The following is a 16,332-nucleotide window of genomic DNA, read 5'->3' as shown; positions in this document are numbered from 1 at the left end:
CGAGACGAAGAAGAGAGCCGGTCATGGACTTCCTCCGCCCCGCCAGCTGGGAGGAGGCGCTCGCCGCGAAGGCCGAGCACCCCACCGCTGTGCCGATCGCGGGCGGCACCGACGTGATGGTCGAGATCAACTTCGACCACCGCAGGCCCGAGTACCTCATGGACCTCAACCGCATCGCCGACCTCACCGAGTGGGAGGTCGGCGAGGACACCGTACGGCTCGGCGCCTCCGTCCCGTACACGAGGATCATGGAGCACCTGGGGGCCGAACTGCCGGGCCTCGCCCTCGCCTCCCACACCGTCGCCTCCCCGCAGATCCGCAACCGCGGCGGGGTCGGCGGCAACCTCGGCACCGCCTCCCCGGCCGGCGACGCCCACCCGGCGCTGCTCGCAGCCGGGGCCGAGGTCGAGGTCGCATCGGTGCGCGGGTCCCGCCGCATCCCGATCGACGCCTTCTACACCGGCGTGAAGCGCAACGCGCTGGCGCCCGACGAGCTGATCCGCGCCGTCCACATCAAGAAGGCGGACGGGCCGCAGCAGTTCTCGAAGGTCGGCACCCGCAACGCCATGGTCATCGCCGTGTGCGCGTTCGGTCTGGCCCTGCACCCCGGGACCCGCACGGTCCGCACCGGCATCGGCTCGGCGGCGCCCACCCCCGTACGGGCCACCACCGCCGAGGAGTTCCTGAACGCGGCGCTCGACGAGGGCGGCCTCTGGGACAACGGGAAGACCGTCCCGCCGTCGGTGGCCGAACAGTTCGCCGGCCTGTGCTCCGCCGCCTGCAATCCGATCGACGACGTCCGCGGCACCGCGAGCTACCGCCGGCACGCGGTCGGCGTCATGGCCCGCCGCACGCTGACCTGGACCTGGGAGTCGTACCGCGGCACCCGCCGCACCACCGAGGGAGCCGCGTGATGCGTATCCACTTCACGGTCAACGGGCGGCCCCAGGAGGCCGACGACGTGTGGGAGGGCGAGTCCCTGCTGTACGTGCTGCGCGAGCGGCTCGGCCTGCCCGGCTCCAAGAACGCCTGCGAACAGGGCGAGTGCGGCTCCTGCACGGTGCGCCTCGACGGCGCCCTGGTGTGCTCCTGCCTGGTCGCGGCCGGGCAGGCCGAGGGACGGGAGATCGTCACGGTCGAAGGACTGGCCGACTTCGCCCGGCAGCGCTCCCGCACCGCCGGGAGCGCTGCGCGGGGCGGTGCGGGAGCCCAGGACGCCACGGGCACCCCGCTCGCCACGGGCACCCCGCTCGACGCGGCCCAGCGGTGGCAGGCCCACGCGGCCCAGGCGGCCGACGGCGCCCACGGTGCCGGTTCACAGACCGGTGAGGGAGCCGAACTCGCCCCGATCCAACAGGCGTTCATCGACGCCGGAGCCGTCCAGTGCGGTTTCTGCACCCCGGGCCTGCTGGTCGCCGCCGACGAGATGCTGGAGCACAACCCCAGCCCGAGCGACGCCGACATCCGCGAGGCGCTGTCGGGCAACCTGTGCCGCTGCACGGGCTACGAGAAGATCATGGACGCGGTCCGCCTCGCCGCCGCCCGCCAGTCCGAGGGGACCCGGCCATGACCGAGCACAGCCCCGGGCCCTCCCGCACCCCCACCCGGGCCGCCACCGGTCCCGGACCGGCCGGCACCCCCCTCGGCGCGCCCTCCACCCTCACCCAGAGCGCCCCGGCCAGCGGCGGAATCGGGGAGTCCACCCTCCGCCCCGACGGCACCCTCAAGGTCACCGGCGAGTTCGCCTACTCCTCCGACCTGTGGCACGAGGACATGCTCTGGGGCCAGATCCTGCGCTCCACGGTCGCGCACGCCGAGATCGTCTCGATCGACACCTCCGAGGCCCTCGCCCTGCCGGGCGTGCACGCCGTCCTCACCTACGACGACCTGCCGACCGAGGTGCGCCACTACGGCCTGGAGATCCAGGACACCCCCGTTCTCGCCCACGGCAAGGTCCGCCACCACGGCGAACCGGTCGCCGTCGTCGCCGCCGACCACCCCGAGACCGCGCGCCGCGCCGCCGCGAAGATCAGGGTCGAGTACCGGGACCTGCCCGTCGTCACCGACGAGGCCTCCGCGCTCGCCCCCGACGCGCCCCTCGTCCACGAGCACCGCGACGACCACCACATGCGCCACGTCGCCCACCCCAACATCGTCCACCGCCAGCCGATCGTGCGCGGCGACGTGGCACGGGCCCGCGAGCGCGCCGACGTCGTCGTCGAGGGCGAGTACACCTTCGGCATGCAGGACCAGGCCTTCCTCGGCCCCGAGTCGGGGCTCGCCGTCCCCGAGGAGGACGGCGGCGTCCACCTCTACATCGCCACCCAGTGGCTCCACTCCGACCGGCGCCAGATGGCGCCCGTGCTCGGCCTGCCCGAGGACAAGGTACGGATGACCCTGGCCGGCGTCGGCGGCGCGTTCGGCGGCCGCGAGGACCTGTCCATGCAGATCCACGCCTGCCTGCTCGCCCTGCGCACCGGCCGACCCGTCAAGATCGTCTACAACCGATTCGAGTCCTTCTTCGGTCACGTCCACCGCCACCCGGCCAAGCTCCACTACGAGCACGGTGCCACCCGCGACGGCAAACTGACCCACGTCACGTGCCGCATCGTGCTCGACGGCGGAGCGTACGCCTCCGCTTCTCCGGCCGTGGTCGGCAACGCTTCCTCCCTCGGTGTCGGGCCGTACGTCGTGGACGACGTCGAGATCGAGGCCCTCGCCCTCTACACCAACAACCCGCCCTGCGGCGCCATGCGCGGCTTCGGCGCGGTCCAGGCGTGCTTCGCCTACGAGGCCCAGATGGACAAACTGGCGAAGCGGCTGGGCCTGGACCCGGTGGAGTTCAGACGGCTCAACGCGATGGAACAGGGCACGGTCATGCCCACCGGGCAGGTCGTCGACTCCCCGGCACCGGTCGCCGAACTCCTGCGCCGCGTCAAGGCGATGCCGATGCCGCCCGAGCGGCAGTGGGAGAGCAGTGAGGGGGCCGACGTACGCCAGTTGCCCGGCGGCCTGTCCAACACCACCCACGGTGAAGACGTCGTGCGCGGCGTCGGCTACGCGGTCGGCATCAAGAACGTCGGTTTCTCCGAGGGTTTCGACGACTACTCCACCGCACGCGTCCGGATGGAGGTGGCCGGCGGCCGGCCGGTGGCCGCCGTGCACACCGCGATGGCGGAGGTCGGGCAGGGCGGAGTCACCGTCCACGCCCAGATCGCCCGTACCGAGCTGGGCATCGGCCAGGTGACCATCCATCCCGCCGACACCCGGGTGGGCTCGGCCGGTTCGACCTCCGCCTCCCGGCAGACGTACGTCACCGGAGGAGCGGTCAGGAACGCCTGCGAACTGGTCCGGGAGCAGGTCCTGGAGCTGGGCCGGCGCAGGTTCGGCTCGTACCACCCGGCGTGGGCGACGGCCGAACTGCTGCTGGAGGGCGGCAAGGTCGTCACCGACGGCGGCGAGGTACTGGCCGACCTGGTGGACGTCCTCGGGGACGAGGTGATCGAGGTGGAGGAGGAGTGGCGGCACCGGCCGACCGAACCCTTCGATCCGCGCACCGGCCAGGGCGACGGCCATGTCCAGTACACCTTCGCCGCACACCGGGCCGTCGTCGAGGTCGACACCGGACTCGGCCTGGTCAAGGTGATCGAACTGGCCTGCGCGCAGGACGTCGGCAAGGCGCTCAACCCGCTGTCCGTCATCGGCCAGATCCAGGGGGGCACCGTCCAGGGCCTGGGCGTGGCGGTCATGGAGGAGATCGTCGTCGACCCGAGGACGGCGAAGGTGCGAAACCCCTCCTTCACCGACTACCTCATCCCCACCATCCTCGACACACCGGTCATCCCCGTCGACGTGCTCGAACTCGCCGACGACCAGGCGCCGTACGGACTGCGCGGCGTCGGCGAGGCCCCCACCCTGTCGTCCACCCCGGCGGTCCTCGCGGCCGTCCGGGACGCGACCGGGCTGGAACTGAACCGCACACCGGTCCGCCCGGAACACCTCACCGGAACCGGGTGACGCACCGTCGCCCCCGGGCACCCGCCCGGTGACACCTCCGTCACGGCTGCCGCAGCAGCGAGTTCACCGCCCGGCCGAACACCCTGCGCGAGACGGCCCGCAGGGCCGGGTCGCAGAAGCCGGGCAGGAACCGGACCCGCAGGTCCTCGCGCCACAGCACACGGGTCCGGCCGCCCGGTCCCGGGCGGACCTCGATCTCCGCCCAGCCCCTGACCAGGCGACCCCGTTTCTCCAGCCGGCACAGGCCGGGAGAGCCGTCGACCGGGGGCTGCCAGACGGTCACCTCCATCGGGTCGTCGAAGACGACCGGGCCGAGGCCCGAGCGGGCGACGAACACCGTGCCCTCACCGGTGGGCGGGGGAGTGGTCACGGTGACCCGGGTGAGCGGGACCGCCGCCCCGTGACGGGGCCACTCCGTGAGCCGACGCCAGGCCTCGTCGAGCGGGAGGGGTGCCGTGCGCTGGAGATGGAAGATGGCCACGGGGGGATCCTAGGGAATCAGGACAGGCCGATGGCCCCGCCGGGAGCGCGTCACCCGCCCGGCCCAGTCGGCGCGGGGGCTCACCGGGGGGCCGGCGCGGGCGCGGGCCGGGTGTGGGGGCGTACCGGCAGTACCTGGCGCATCTGGCGCTCCATGCGCTCGGCCACCTCGCGGGTCTCCGCCAGGACGTCCCCGAGCTCGCGCACGAGGCCTTCGTAGACGAGGAGACGAACGTGTCCGGACGCGGCGGATCCATCGGTGCCGGTGGGATGGGAAGTCACTGAGAAGGCCCTTCGGTCGGGGGGTTGTTCCTGGTACTGGCCTGAGACATGCAAAAGGGGCCGCTTCTCGCGCCCTGTAGCACTCAGCGTCCGGTGCCCGCCGGGGTGTTACACGTCTTGAGGAAATGTCCTGAATCGGCGGTCCTGAATCGGCGGTCCTGGAACGGCGGGCGTGCACCAGTGGTCGTGTTCGTAGCGGTGTCCCGGGCCTTGCGGACAGGGGGTGGCCGCAAGCCTCGGTAGCGTGCGGGAATGACGAAGACGAAGCGGAGCGTCACCCCGGTGCGGGGTCCGGTCGCCGTGCTCGGCACCCGGGCCCTGAACCGTGCCACCCTTGCCCGGCAGTCTCCCCGACGCGCCCCGGCCCGACCCGGGCACCCCGGCCCCGCCGCGGTTCCTGCCCGAGTTCGACAACCTGCTCCTCTCCCACGCCGACCGCACCCGCGTCGTGCCCCACGAGCTGCGGGGCAGCACCTGGCAGGGAAACATCCCCTACCGCGCCCTCCTCGTCGACGGCTTCCTGGCGGGAGTGTGGCGACTGGACGAACACGCCCTGGTGGTCGAGCCGTTCGGTCCGCTCACCAGGGCGCAGCGGGACGAGATCACCGCCGAGGGGGAGCGGATGCTCCGGGTGATGCACCCGGACACGCCGTACGACATCCGCTTCGGAGCCGTACGCCAGTGACGGCAGTGACGGCGGAACGGCGGGACGGCAGGACGGGCGAAGGGGAGACGGGGGAAACGCGGTCGACGGGGGCATGGATAGGGGGCGTTGCGGACTGCTCGTGGAAGCCCGCAACGCCCCCTGGCATTCACCTGAGGGGTACTCAGGAACTCAGGTGGCGGCGATCACGGCGGTGGTCGCGGCGGTGGTTGCGGCGGTCTTCGTGCGGCGGGTGAGCCCGTACATCGGTCTCTCCTCATCGGTTGCCGGTGGGGGCGCGCGGGGTGGGGGGTTCAGCACGAGGCCGGGCTACCGGTCCTCGTGTGCCCGGCGAGCGGCACACCCTTACGCTACGAGCCGGAGCGCGAGCTCCCAATGAGGGAACCCCCTAAGGGAGTTGGACAGGGAAAACCCTCGGTCCCGCACGCTCGCCCCGTACGGCCCGGTACCGCGCTCCCCGCCGGCCCCGCGAGGGCCCGCACGCGCACCCCGACCCAGGTCGTCGCACCCCCGCCGCCCCGCGCCCGCCGTACCCCCCGCCCGCCGTACCCCGCGCCCGCCGTACCCCTCGCCCCCAGGGTCACTTGGTGCGGCGGCCCGCGGCCAGGCGGACGATGTCCACCCGCGACCGGATACCCAGTTTCCGGTACACCCGGGTGAGCGTCGCCTCGACCGTCTTGACGCTGATGAACAGCCGGGCGGCGATCTCCCGGTTGGTGGCGCCCTCCATCACCAGCGAGGCGACCTGCCGTTCCATCGAGGCGAGGCCGTCCAGTGCCGCCGAGGCGGACGCGGGCACCGTCTCCGGCTCCACCGGACCGGCGGCCACGGCCGCGTCCACCTGCCGCAGCCAGGGCAGCGCGCGGCAGCGCCGGAACAGCCGGGCGGCCTCGTCGTAGGGGGCATGACCCGGGGCCGCCCCCGGGAGGCGGGCGCGCAGCCGGGCCAGCGCGAACGCGGCCCGCGCCTCCTCCAGCCCATACCCCAGCCGGCCCAGCCGGTCCTGCGCCGACGTCAGCTGCTTCCGCGCGGCCTCGTGTTCTCCGCGGGCCGCCCGTACCAGGGCCTCCGCGCGGTCCAGTACGGCGAGGACGCCCGCCCGGTCCAGCCGCAGCGCGTGCACCCGGGTGAGGTCGATGAGTTCCTGCGCCTCGCCGGGCTCACCGATCCGGACCAGTGCCTCGGCGAGATCGCCGTGCCAGCGGCCCCGCGCCGGGTCGGTGATGCCCATGCCCTGCTCCAGCTCCCGCACCCGGCGCAGCGAACGGACCGCACCCGCCGCGTCCCCGGCGACCGACTGGGCATGGCCGAAGGCGGCCAGGGCGCGCGAGAGGTACATCTGGTCGCCGTCCACCTCGGCGTGGTCGGCGGCTTCCCGCGCCAGTGCCAGCGCCCGCTCCACGTCCCCGCCACAGGCTTCCGCGAGCGAGGCGAGCATCGCCGAGGCGCCCTCCCCGGTCCCGGAGTCCCGGGCCAGCCGCAGGCTCTCCCGTGCCAGGTCCAGGGCGCGGCCGCAGTGCCCGGAGCGCAGCTCCGTGTCGGCGAGGAAGCGCAGGAAGTGCACCTCGCTCTCGACCATGCCGCGCCGCCGTGCCTCCCGCAGCAGCCCGGTGATGCCCTTGCGGGCCTCGGGCAGCTGGTCGCTCATGAGCAGCCAGCGGAACCTGGCCATGCCCGCGCCGTTGTGGTGGCAGGCCACGTAGGGGTCCTGGGGTTCCCTCAGGGCCCGCTTGATGGTGGCCGGGGCGTCCGGGTGGCCCATCAGGGTCTCGGTGGACGACTGGAAGGCCAGCGCCATCAGCTCGGTGCGCCGGTCCGCGCCCCGCGCAGCCAGGTCCGCCGCGTGCGCGGCCTCCCGCCGGGCCTTGTCGAAGTCGCCGTCGACCACGATCTCCCGCCAGGCCAGCTGGTAGTGGACCAGGGCGAGCAGCCGCGGGTCGTCGCCCGCGTCGGCCAGCACCTGCGGGAAGACCGCGTCGACCTCACCGAGGGCCTGCCCGGCCGCCTCGATGACCACCATCCACGCCCGCACCCGCTCCGCGGGCACCGTGGCCCGGGTCAGCACCTCGCGCGCGATGTCCCGGGCGAGATCCGCCTCCCCCGCGGTGATGGCGTCCTCGGCGGCCTGCAGCCGCCGCTCGTCCGGGCCCGGCGCGCCGTCGGCCGTGTCGGCAGGGGTGCGACGGGCGGCCAGCAGCCCCAGCGAGGCGGCGACCGAGGGAGCCCCGCGGTCGCGGGCCAGCGCGGCGGCCTCGGCGAGCCGGGCCGCCACCTCCGGGTCGGTGCCGGTCGTGGCGAGGGCCAGATGCCGGGCCCGCTCGATGGGATCGGAGGCAGCCGTGGACAGCGCGGTGTGCGCGGCCCGCCGCTCGTGGGCGGGGGCCTCCGCGTACAACGCGGCCGAGATCAGCGGATGCGCGAACCGCAGCCCCGGCTCCTCCGGGTCCGTCGCCAGCAGCCCCAGCGCGGCGGCCTGGGCCGTCTCCTCCTCGGCGTGGTCCCGGCCGGCCGCGTGCAGCAGCGCCGGCGTGGGGCGGGCACCGGCGCTGGCCACCAGCAGAGTGCGGCGCGCGTCGTCCGACAGCATCTCCAGCCGGCTGAGCACCAGGGCACGCAGCGAGGTCGGCACCGGCAGCGGCTCACCGGGGCGCGGCCGGGCCGGGCTCTCGGCCAGAGCACGGCCCAGTTCGAGCGCGAACAGCGGGTTGCCGTCGCTGGTGCGGTGGATGTCGCGGACCGTGGTGCGGGACAGACCCGTGTAACCGCGGTGGTCGAGCAGCGCGGACACCTGGGTACGGGAGAACGGGCCCAGCCGGACCACCCGTGTGTCCGGCGGGCAGGCCCGCAGATGACGGTCGTACTCCTGCCCCTCCGTGCCCTCGGTCCGCACTGCGCACAGCATCTGCACCGGCGCGTCACCGAGGCGCCGGGCGGCGAAGCCCAGCAGCTCCGCACTGGCCGAGTCCAGCCACTGAAGATCGTCGGCGACGACCAGGACGGGCCCCTCGGCAGCCAGCGCCCGCAGGGTGGACAGCACCGCCAGGCGCAGCGCGAGCCCGTCCCGCTGGAGCGTGGACTCGCCGCGTCCGGTGAGCGCCGACTCCAGAGCGGTGCGCTGCGCGGCGGGCAGCGCACCGGAGACCCTCTCGAGGACCAGACCGAACAGATCCGCCAGCGCCAGGAACGGAAGGTGGGATTCGGACTCCGTGGCGGAGCAGCGCAACACCGTGGGCGCCCCGCCCGCGTTTTCCGCCGCAAGTGCCCGCAGCACGGTCGACTTACCTATTCCGGCCGGCCCGTGCAGCAGCACGCTGCCCCCTCGGGCCAGCTGCTCGCGCGCTTGGGCGAACGGCTCCTCCCTGCCGATGACCAGGTCGGGACGGCATCGGGCAGGATCCTTGAAGTCCCGGCGCACGGTCACCGCTCCCTCCTGTGTCGTGTCCTGGCCAATATTAGGCAATGGGTCAGTTGAATTCGGAGGGGCGACGTCGTGAGGCAAATAACAGCGGACGCCGGGATAAAACCCAAAGTCCCGGCACACCGGTCGAAAACCCCGGACCGCCGGTAATGCCGACCCCGCGAGAACACCGCAAACCTACGGCAACCACCCCGCCCCGCGTGCGGAGACCCCGCGTGCGGAGACCACCGCCTCCCCCCCGCATCCGCGGACCCGGCTCGCGCATCGCCGGGCGCGGAGACGCCTTCACGGTCCCGGCCGCCGCCCCCAGCCGCTCGGCCGCCCCCGCGTCGGTCGCCCCCGCCCGGGTCAGCTGTCACCTGTTCGCCTCTCCGTCGCGGCTCCCGAGTGAGCCCACACCCCCTTTCGGGGGTAGGGAGACCTGCGTCACGGATTAGACGATGGCACAGAGGCACCCGGCAAGGTCCGGGACCGAGGAGGACGGAGCAGCCATGACGACGGCGACGGAAGGGAACACATGACGACGGCGACGGCGACGGAGGAGTTCCGCAGGGCCCGGGACTTCCTGCTGGAACACCGCGACGACTACACCACGGCCTACGAGGGCTTCCGCTGGCCGCGCCCCGACCGCTTCAACTGGGCGCTCGACTGGTTCGACGTGATCGCGGACGGCAACGACCGCACCGCCCTGCACCTCGTCGAGGAGGACGGTGGGCAGACCAGGCTCTCCTTCGCCGAACTGGCCCGCCGCTCCGACCAGGCCGCCAACTGGCTCCGGCAGCAGGGCGTGGGCGCCGAGGACCGGGTGCTCGTCATGCTCGGCAACCAGGCCGAACTCTGGGAGACCGCGCTCGCCGCGATGAAACTGCGCGCCGTGGTCATCCCAGCCACCCCGCTGCTCGGCCCCGCCGACCTGCGTGACCGCGTCGAGAGGGGCCGCGTCCGGCACGTGATCACGCGTGCCGCCGACACCGCGAAGTTCGACGAGGTGCCCGGCGACTACATCCGTATCGCCGTCGGCGGAGGCGCCGGCGACGCCTGGCTGCCCTACGAGGACGCCTACGGTGCCGCCGAGCACTACGCGCCCGACGGCCCCACCCTCGCCGACGACCCCCTGATGCTGTACTTCACCTCGGGCACCACCGCACAACCCAAGCTCGTCGAGCACACCCACACCTCGTACCCCGTCGGGCACCTGGCGACCATGTACTGGATCGGGCTCAAACCCGGCGACGTGCACCTGAACATCTCCTCGCCCGGCTGGGCCAAGCACGCCTGGTCCAACCTCTTCGCCCCGTGGAACGCGGAGGCGACCGTCTTCCTGCACAACTACGCGCGGTTCGACGCCGCCCGGCTCATGGCCGAGATGGACCGTGCGGGCGTCACCACCTTCTGCGCCCCGCCCACCGTGTGGCGCATGCTCATCCAGTCCGACCTGACCGGGCTGCGCACCCCGCCGCGAGAGGTGGTCGCCGCCGGCGAACCGCTCAACCCCGAGGTCATCGAACAGATCCGGCGCGCCTGGGGCGTCACCGTCCGCGACGGCTTCGGACAGACCGAGACCGCCGTCCAGATCGCCAACAGCCCCGGTCAGCCCCTGCGGACCGGTTCCATGGGCCGCCCGGGGCCCGGCTACCGGGTCGAGCTCCTCGACCCCGTCTCCGGCGCACCCGGCGCCACCGAGGGAGAGATCGCGCTCGACCTGTCGAACCGCCCGGTGGGCCTGATGACCGGCTACCACGGCGACCCCGACCGCACCGCGCAGGCCATGGCCGGCGGCTACTACCGCACCGGCGACATCGGCTCCCGCGACACCGACGGCTACCTCACCTACGTGGGCCGCGCCGACGATGTGTTCAAGGCCTCCGACTACAAGATCTCCCCCTTCGAGCTGGAGAGCGCCCTGCTGGAGCACGAGGCGATCGCCGAGGCCGCCGTCGTGCCCGCCCCGGACGAGCTGCGCCTGGCCGTGCCCAAGGCGTACATCGTGCTCGCGGAGGGCCACCGGCCCGGCCCGGACACCGCGAGGGAGCTCTTCGAGCACTCCCGCAAGGTGCTCGCCCCCTACAAGCGGATCCGCCGGCTGGAGTTCGGCGAGCTGCCCAAGACCGTCTCCGGCAAGATCCGCCGCATCGAGCTGCGCGAGGCCACGGCGGCGGGCTCCGACGCCGAGTACCGCGAGGAGGACTTCCGGTGACACCGCCGACCCCGACCCCGGCCCCGACCCCGGCCCCGGCCCCCGCGCCCTCCCCGTCGTACAGCCACGGGACGAGCACCACCCCGCTGCTCGGCGACACCGTCGGCGCCGGCCTCGACCGCGCGATCGCCGCGTACCCGGACCGCGAGGCCCTCGTCGACGTCCCCTCGGGCCGGCGCTGGACCTACGCCGAGTTCGGCGCCGCGGTCGACGAGGTGGCGCGCGGGCTACTGGCGAAGGGGATCACGACCGGTGACCGCGTCGGCATCTGGGCGGTCAACTGTCCGGAGTGGGTCCTGACGCAGTACGCCACCGCCCGCATCGGCGCGATCATGGTGAACATCAACCCGGCCTACCGCGCCCACGAGCTGGAGTACGTCCTGCGGCAGGCCGGCGTCGTGGTGCTGATCGCCTCCCTCTCCCACAAGGGCGGCGACTACCGGGCCCTGGTGGACCAGGTACGCGGGAAATGTCCCGAACTCCGGGAGACCGTGTACATCGGCGACCCGTCCTGGGCCGTACTGACCGAGGGCGGAGTCGCCGTGCCGCACGACCGGCTCGACGCCGTCGCCGCCGTGCTGAGCTGCGACGACCCGGTCAACATCCAGTACACCTCCGGCACCACCGGCTTCCCCAAGGGCGCCACCCTCTCCCATCACAACATCCTCAACAACGGATACTGGGTGGGCCGCACCATCGGTTACACCGAGCAGGACCGGGTCTGCCTGCCGGTGCCCTTCTACCACTGCTTCGGCATGGTCATGGGCAACCTGGGCATCACCTCGCACGGCGGCTGCATCGTCATCCCCGCCCCCTCCTTTGACCCGGAACTCACCCTGGGCGCCGTCCAGCAGGAGCGCTGCACCTCGCTCTACGGCGTCCCCACCATGTTCATCGCCGAGCTGAACCTCCCCGGCTTCGCCGCCTACGACCTCCGCTCCCTGCGGACCGGGATCATGGCGGGATCGCCCTGCCCGGTCGAGGTCATGAAGCGGGTGGTCGCCGAGATGCACATGGAGCAGGTCTCCATCTGCTACGGCATGACCGAGACGTCCCCGGTCTCCCTCCAGACCCGCATGGACGACGATCTCGAGCACCGCACCGGCACCGTCGGCCGGGTCCTGCCGCACATCGAGGTCAAGATCGTCGACCCGGCCACCGGCGTGACCCGGCCCCGCGGCGCCGCCGGTGAGCTGTGTACCCGTGGCTACAGCGTGATGCTCGGCTACTGGAACGAGCCGGAGCGCACCGCCGAGGCCATCGACGCCAACCGCTGGATGCACACCGGGGACCTCGCGGTGATGCGCGAGGACGGGTACGTCGAGATCGTCGGCCGCATCAAGGACATGATCATCCGGGGTGGGGAGAACATCTACCCTCGCGAGGTCGAGGAGTTCCTCCACACCCATCCGAAGATCGCCGACGTCCAGGTCGTCGGTGTCCCGCACGAGCGGTACGGCGAGGAGGTCCTGGCCTGCGTCGTCCCGCGCGACGCCGGTGACCCGGTCACCCTGGAGGACCTGCGCGCCTTCTGCGTCGACCGGCTGGCCCACTACAAGATCCCGAGCCGGCTCCAGCTCCTGGAGTCCTTCCCGATGACGGTCTCGGGGAAGGTGCGCAAGGTGGAACTGCGGGAGCGGTATGCCACAGAGGGCGGTGAGGGCTGAGAGGGCTGAGGGCTCAGGGGGCTGAGCGGGGAGTCATGGCTGTCCCACGATTGCGGCCATGCACACGCGTGGCCACCGGTCGAGCCCGTGCTCGTTCTCCTGGGCGCGGATCCGGCGCAGGCCGGGCGTGAGTTCGGCCTCGGTCGGCGTGCGGAAACCGAGGCGGGCGTAGTACGGGGCGTTCCACGGGACGTCGGCGAAGGTGGTCAGGGTCAGGGCGCTCAGGCCCTGCGCGCGGGCCTGCTCGGCGGCGTGGGCGATCAGGGACCGGCCCACGCCACGGCGGGCGGCGCGCGGGTGCACCGAGACCTGCTCGAGAGGGAACGCGTCGTCCACCGGTTCGGCGATCAGGTAGGCGGCGGGCCGGTCCCGTTCGTCGGCGGCGACCCAGCAGCGGCCCGCCCGCCGGTAGTGGTCGAGGGTGTCGAGGGCGGGCGGTTCGTCGTCGGCGATCTCCGGCATGCCCAGGGCGTGGAAGGGGGCGCCGGTGGCCCGTTCGATGTCCTGGAGGGCGGACGACTCGTCGAAGGCGGCGGGCCGGATGTGCGTACGCATGCGCCGAGTATCGGACGGCGGGGGCGGGGACGTCCCCGGGTTTTCGGGCTTCTCAGGAGCGGGTGGCGTCCAGCGCGTCGGCCGGGGCGTTCACCGGCTGCGGGGTGCCGGTGAGGTCGAGCAGGAACAGCGGGACACCCAGGCGGTCGGCACGCTCCCGGGCGTCCGGGGTGTACCCGGTGAGGGTGAGGTACAGGCACCGGGCGGACTCCGACATGGACATGAGCCACAGGCACTCCACGTCCCGCGACGTCACCGGACGCGCCGACGGGTCGACCAGGGCGAGGACACCCCGGCCGGCCAGCCCGATGCCGGACGGGGAACGCCGGTGGGCGCGGCGGATGTCGTCGTGGCCGAGCAGGCGCAGATACAGCACGGTCGCCGTGACCGCGTCCCGCGCGGTGCGGATCGGCACGGAAGGGATGTCGGGGCGGCGTGGAGCGGGTCCGGCGGCCGTCGGCGACGCCGGTGCAGGGGTGCCGTCCGGTGTGGGTGCGGCGTGCGCGTCAGGTGTGCCGTACGAGGCGGGTGCGGTGTTCGAGGCAGGTGAGGGGGGTCCGTCCGGGGTGGGAGCGGTGTCCGGGCCGGCCACCGGGATCCGCAGCACCGTCCCGCACGGGCAGCCGAACTCCGGTCGTGGCCACTCGCCGGGCCGCCCGCAGCGTCCGCAGCACACGGTGACCCACTCCTCCTGCCAGACGCGATGGACGACCGGTGTCGGCACCGCGTCCGGATCCAGCGTCGGCACGACCGGCGCGCCGCACGCGCACGGGTACGACGGCGCCGTGTAGCGGTGTTCGCTCCGACAGGCCGGACAGCGTACGGACCCGCTCTCGGGCATGGGCCCACCACTTCCGTTCCCGGACGACGTCCTCAGCTCAGGCCTGGGCCCCATCGTCCTCCCGCGGTCCCCGGTCTGTCCGGCAGTTGCCGTTCCCGGACGCCCGCATCCGGCACGGGGACCGCACGCACACCGCTCTCTTGACGTCCTTTATGGGGCCCACTTACCTTCATTCCATATGACAGAAATTGTTTTCCGCAATGCGGAAAATCGGGTGGAAGTCGATGCGGCGGGGAGGGGGCTTGCCGCAGGGCGCGACGGGAGTGTGTATCCGACAGTCGAAGCAGGAGTGCTCCATGGCTCGAATGACCGCTGCCCGCGCGGCAGTTGAGATCCTCAAGCGTGAGGGCGTCACTGACGCGTTCGGTGTCCCCGGCGCGGCGATCAACCCGTTCTACGCGGCACTCAGGGAATCCGGCGGCATCACCCACACCCTCGCCCGCCATGTCGAGGGTGCCTCACACATGGCCGAGGGCTACACCCGCACCCGGCCGGGCAACATCGGCGTCTGCGTCGGCACCTCCGGTCCGGCCGGGACCGACATGATCACCGGCCTGTACTCCGCGACCGGCGACTCCGTCCCGATCCTGTGCATCACCGGCCAGGCCCCGACCGCGGTGATCCACAAGGAGGACTTCCAGGCTGTCGACATCGCCGCCATCGCGCGGCCGGTCACCAAGATGGCGATGACCGTCCTCGAGGCCGCGCAGGTTCCCGGCGTCCTCCAGCAGGCCTTCCATCTCATGCGCTCCGGCCGGCCGGGCCCCGTCCTGATCGACCTGCCGATCGACGTGCAGCAGACGGAGATCGAGTTCGACCCCGACACGTACGAGCCGCTGCCGGTCCACAAACCCGCCGCGAGCCGCGCCCAGATCGAGAAGGCACTCGGCATGCTGAACGCCGCCGAGCGCCCGCTGATCGTGGCGGGCGGCGGAGTAGTCAACGCCGACGCGTCCGAACTGCTCGTGCAATTCGCCGAGTTGACCGGCACGCCGGTCGTACCGACCCTGATGGGCTGGGGTGCCCTTCCCGACGACCACGAGCTGAACGCCGGGATGGTCGGCCTCCAGACCTCGCACCGCTACGGCAACGCGACCTTCCTGGAAGCCGACTTCGTCCTCGGCATCGGCAACCGGTGGGCCAACCGCCACACCGGCCGGCTCGACGTCTACACGGCCGGCCGGACCTTCGTCCACATCGACGTCGATCCCACTCAGATCGGGCGGATCTTCGCCCCCGACTACGGCATCGCCTCCGACGCGCGCGCCGCGCTGGAGCTGTTCGTCCGGGTCGCGAAGGAACACAGGGCCGAGGGCAGGCTGCCCGACCGTTCCGCCTGGGCGGCGGTGGCCCAGGAGAAGCGGGCCACCCTCCAGCGGCGTACGCACTTCGACGACATCCCGATCAAACCGCAGCGCGTCTACGAGGAGATGAACCGGGCCTTCGGCCCCGAGACCCGGTACGTCTCGGCCATCGGCCTCTCCCAGATCGCCGGCGCCCAGATGCTCCACGTCCACCGCCCGCGGCACTGGATCAACTGCGGCCAGGCCGGCCCCCTCGGCTGGACCGTCCCGGCGGCACTCGGCGTGGCCAGGGCCGACCCCGGAGCCCAGGTCGTCGCCCTGTCCGGCGACTACGACTTCCAGTTCATGCTCGAAGAGCTGGCCGTCGGGGCACAGCACCGGATCCCGTACATCCACGTGCTGCTCAACAACTCCTACCTCGGCCTCATCCGGCAGGCACAGCGGGCGTTCGACATCGACTTCCAGGTCAGCCTGGAGTTCGAGAACATCAACGCGCCCGAACTGGGCGTCTACGGCGTCGACCACGTCCGGGTCACCGAGGGCCTCGGCTGCAAGGCGATCCGGGTGACCGACCCCGGTGAGCTGGGCGCGGCACTGGAACGGGCGAAGGAACTCGCCGCGGAGCACAGGGTGCCGGTCGTCGTCGAGGCCATCCTCGAGCGGGTCACCGACATCGCCATGTCGACCACCAACGACATAGGCAGTGTCGTCGAGTTCGAGGAGACCGCCACGGAGCCGTGGCACGCGCCGACGTCCATCAGGACGCTGAAGGTCTGACGGACGGACCGGCGAGTCCGGTGTGCCGGTGTGCAGGCCGGTGGTGCGGTAGCCGCGCACCACCGAGTGGATCTCCTGTTGCGATCGAGCAGCGTGAGCCAGGACTCTCCCTCGTTCGCGGGGAAGAGCG

Annotated in this window: 12 protein-coding genes and 1 pseudogene; 7 read left to right on the top strand and 6 right to left on the bottom strand. The window is 72.5% G+C overall.

All coding sequences use genetic code 11. From position 1 onward, the window contains the following. Positions 1-23 precede the first annotated feature (23 nt). From ACFYQA_RS13580 to pucD, 3 genes are read left to right on the top strand one after another with little or no spacing between them, the layout of a single operon-like run. A complete protein-coding gene (locus ACFYQA_RS13580) occupies positions 24-914 on the top strand; it encodes an FAD binding domain-containing protein (protein WP_388916031.1) in 891 nt (296 codons plus the stop codon). Next, positions 914-1,570 (top strand): (2Fe-2S)-binding protein, encoded by a 657-nt coding sequence (locus ACFYQA_RS13575; RefSeq protein ID WP_388916028.1) that lies wholly within the window; start codon positions 914-916, stop codon positions 1,568-1,570. Before ACFYQA_RS13580 ends, ACFYQA_RS13575 begins: the two co-directional genes overlap by 1 nt. Then, positions 1,567-4,017 (top strand): xanthine dehydrogenase subunit D, encoded by a 2,451-nt coding sequence (pucD, locus tag ACFYQA_RS13570; RefSeq protein WP_388916025.1) that lies wholly within the window; start codon positions 1,567-1,569, stop codon positions 4,015-4,017. Before ACFYQA_RS13575 ends, pucD begins: the two co-directional genes overlap by 4 nt. Before the next feature lie 40 nt (positions 4,018-4,057). Here pucD and ACFYQA_RS13565 read toward each other — a convergent pair whose 3' ends face one another. Next, positions 4,058-4,498, bottom strand: coding sequence for an SRPBCC family protein (locus ACFYQA_RS13565; RefSeq protein WP_386401971.1), 441 nt, complete (start codon positions 4,496-4,498; stop codon positions 4,058-4,060). 80 nt (positions 4,499-4,578) lie between these two features. Further along, a complete protein-coding gene (locus ACFYQA_RS13560; RefSeq protein ID WP_350848990.1) occupies positions 4,579-4,704 on the bottom strand; it encodes a hypothetical protein in 126 nt (41 codons plus the stop codon). 421 nt (positions 4,705-5,125) lie between these two features. Between ACFYQA_RS13560 and ACFYQA_RS13555 the strand changes: the two are divergent. Further along, positions 5,126-5,464: pseudogene (locus ACFYQA_RS13555) on the top strand (DNA glycosylase AlkZ-like family protein); the annotation flags it as partial. A 150-nt stretch (positions 5,465-5,614) separates the two neighbouring features. Here the strand turns inward: ACFYQA_RS13555 and ACFYQA_RS13550 are convergent. Both ACFYQA_RS13550 and ACFYQA_RS13545 read right to left on the bottom strand, forming a co-directional pair. Then, complete coding sequence (locus tag ACFYQA_RS13550; RefSeq protein ID WP_388916021.1) at positions 5,615-5,743, bottom strand: hypothetical protein; 129 nt, start codon at positions 5,741-5,743, stop codon at positions 5,615-5,617. Positions 5,744-6,023: 280 nt separating this feature from the next. Continuing rightward, complete coding sequence (locus tag ACFYQA_RS13545; RefSeq protein ID WP_388916018.1) at positions 6,024-8,864, bottom strand: AAA family ATPase; 2,841 nt, start codon at positions 8,862-8,864, stop codon at positions 6,024-6,026. A gap of 514 nt (positions 8,865-9,378) precedes the next feature. Between ACFYQA_RS13545 and ACFYQA_RS13540 the strand changes: the two genes are divergently transcribed. Together ACFYQA_RS13540 and ACFYQA_RS13535 are read left to right on the top strand one after the other, a co-directional pair. Next, complete coding sequence (locus ACFYQA_RS13540; RefSeq protein WP_388916015.1) at positions 9,379-11,058, top strand: AMP-binding protein; 1,680 nt, start codon at positions 9,379-9,381, stop codon at positions 11,056-11,058. Next, positions 11,055-12,725 (top strand): AMP-binding protein, encoded by a 1,671-nt coding sequence (locus ACFYQA_RS13535; protein WP_388916012.1) that lies wholly within the window; start codon positions 11,055-11,057, stop codon positions 12,723-12,725. Before ACFYQA_RS13540 ends, ACFYQA_RS13535 begins: the two co-directional genes overlap by 4 nt. A 33-nt stretch (positions 12,726-12,758) precedes the next feature. Here ACFYQA_RS13535 and ACFYQA_RS13530 read toward each other — a convergent pair whose 3' ends face one another. Both ACFYQA_RS13530 and ACFYQA_RS13525 read right to left on the bottom strand, forming a co-directional pair. Continuing rightward, positions 12,759-13,280, bottom strand: a complete 522-nt coding sequence (locus tag ACFYQA_RS13530) for a GNAT family N-acetyltransferase (protein ID WP_388916009.1) — start codon at positions 13,278-13,280, stop codon at positions 12,759-12,761. 52 nt (positions 13,281-13,332) lie between these two features. Continuing rightward, the gene (locus ACFYQA_RS13525) at positions 13,333-14,121 is read right to left on the bottom strand and encodes a hypothetical protein (protein ID WP_388916006.1); all 789 of its coding nucleotides are present in this window, start codon (positions 14,119-14,121) and stop codon (positions 13,333-13,335) included. 296 nt (positions 14,122-14,417) lie between these two features. Here ACFYQA_RS13525 and gcl point away from each other — a divergent pair, with 296 nt between their 5' ends. Beyond that, positions 14,418-16,202 (top strand): glyoxylate carboligase, encoded by a 1,785-nt coding sequence (gcl, locus tag ACFYQA_RS13520; RefSeq protein ID WP_388916003.1) that lies wholly within the window; start codon positions 14,418-14,420, stop codon positions 16,200-16,202. Positions 16,203-16,332 lie beyond the last annotated feature (130 nt).

The organism is Streptomyces sp. NPDC005774, from assembly GCF_042871645.1.
In the GTDB taxonomy this organism is placed as follows: Bacteria; Actinomycetota; Actinomycetes; order Streptomycetales; family Streptomycetaceae; genus Streptomyces; species Streptomyces pratens.
The sequence above is the reverse complement of the archived record's forward strand: the minus strand, read 5'-3'. Positions and strand labels throughout refer to the sequence as shown.

What these genes read in the sequence shown, in the direction of transcription:
- ACFYQA_RS13580 (WP_388916031.1), top strand. Translation starts at nt 24, where the DNA reads ATGGACTTCCTCCGCCCCGCCAGCTGGGAGGAGGCGCTCGCCGCGAAG.
- ACFYQA_RS13575 (WP_388916028.1), top strand. Translation starts at nt 914, where the DNA reads ATGCGTATCCACTTCACGGTCAACGGGCGGCCCCAGGAGGCCGACGAC.
- pucD (WP_388916025.1), top strand. Translation starts at nt 1,567, where the DNA reads ATGACCGAGCACAGCCCCGGGCCCTCCCGCACCCCCACCCGGGCCGCC.
- ACFYQA_RS13540 (WP_388916015.1), top strand. Translation starts at nt 9,379, where the DNA reads ATGACGACGGCGACGGCGACGGAGGAGTTCCGCAGGGCCCGGGACTTC.
- ACFYQA_RS13530 (WP_388916009.1), bottom strand. Translation starts at nt 13,280, where the DNA reads ATGCGTACGCACATCCGGCCCGCCGCCTTCGACGAGTCGTCCGCCCTC.
- ACFYQA_RS13525 (WP_388916006.1), bottom strand. Translation starts at nt 14,121, where the DNA reads ATGCCCGAGAGCGGGTCCGTACGCTGTCCGGCCTGTCGGAGCGAACAC.
- gcl (WP_388916003.1), top strand. Translation starts at nt 14,418, where the DNA reads ATGGCTCGAATGACCGCTGCCCGCGCGGCAGTTGAGATCCTCAAGCGT.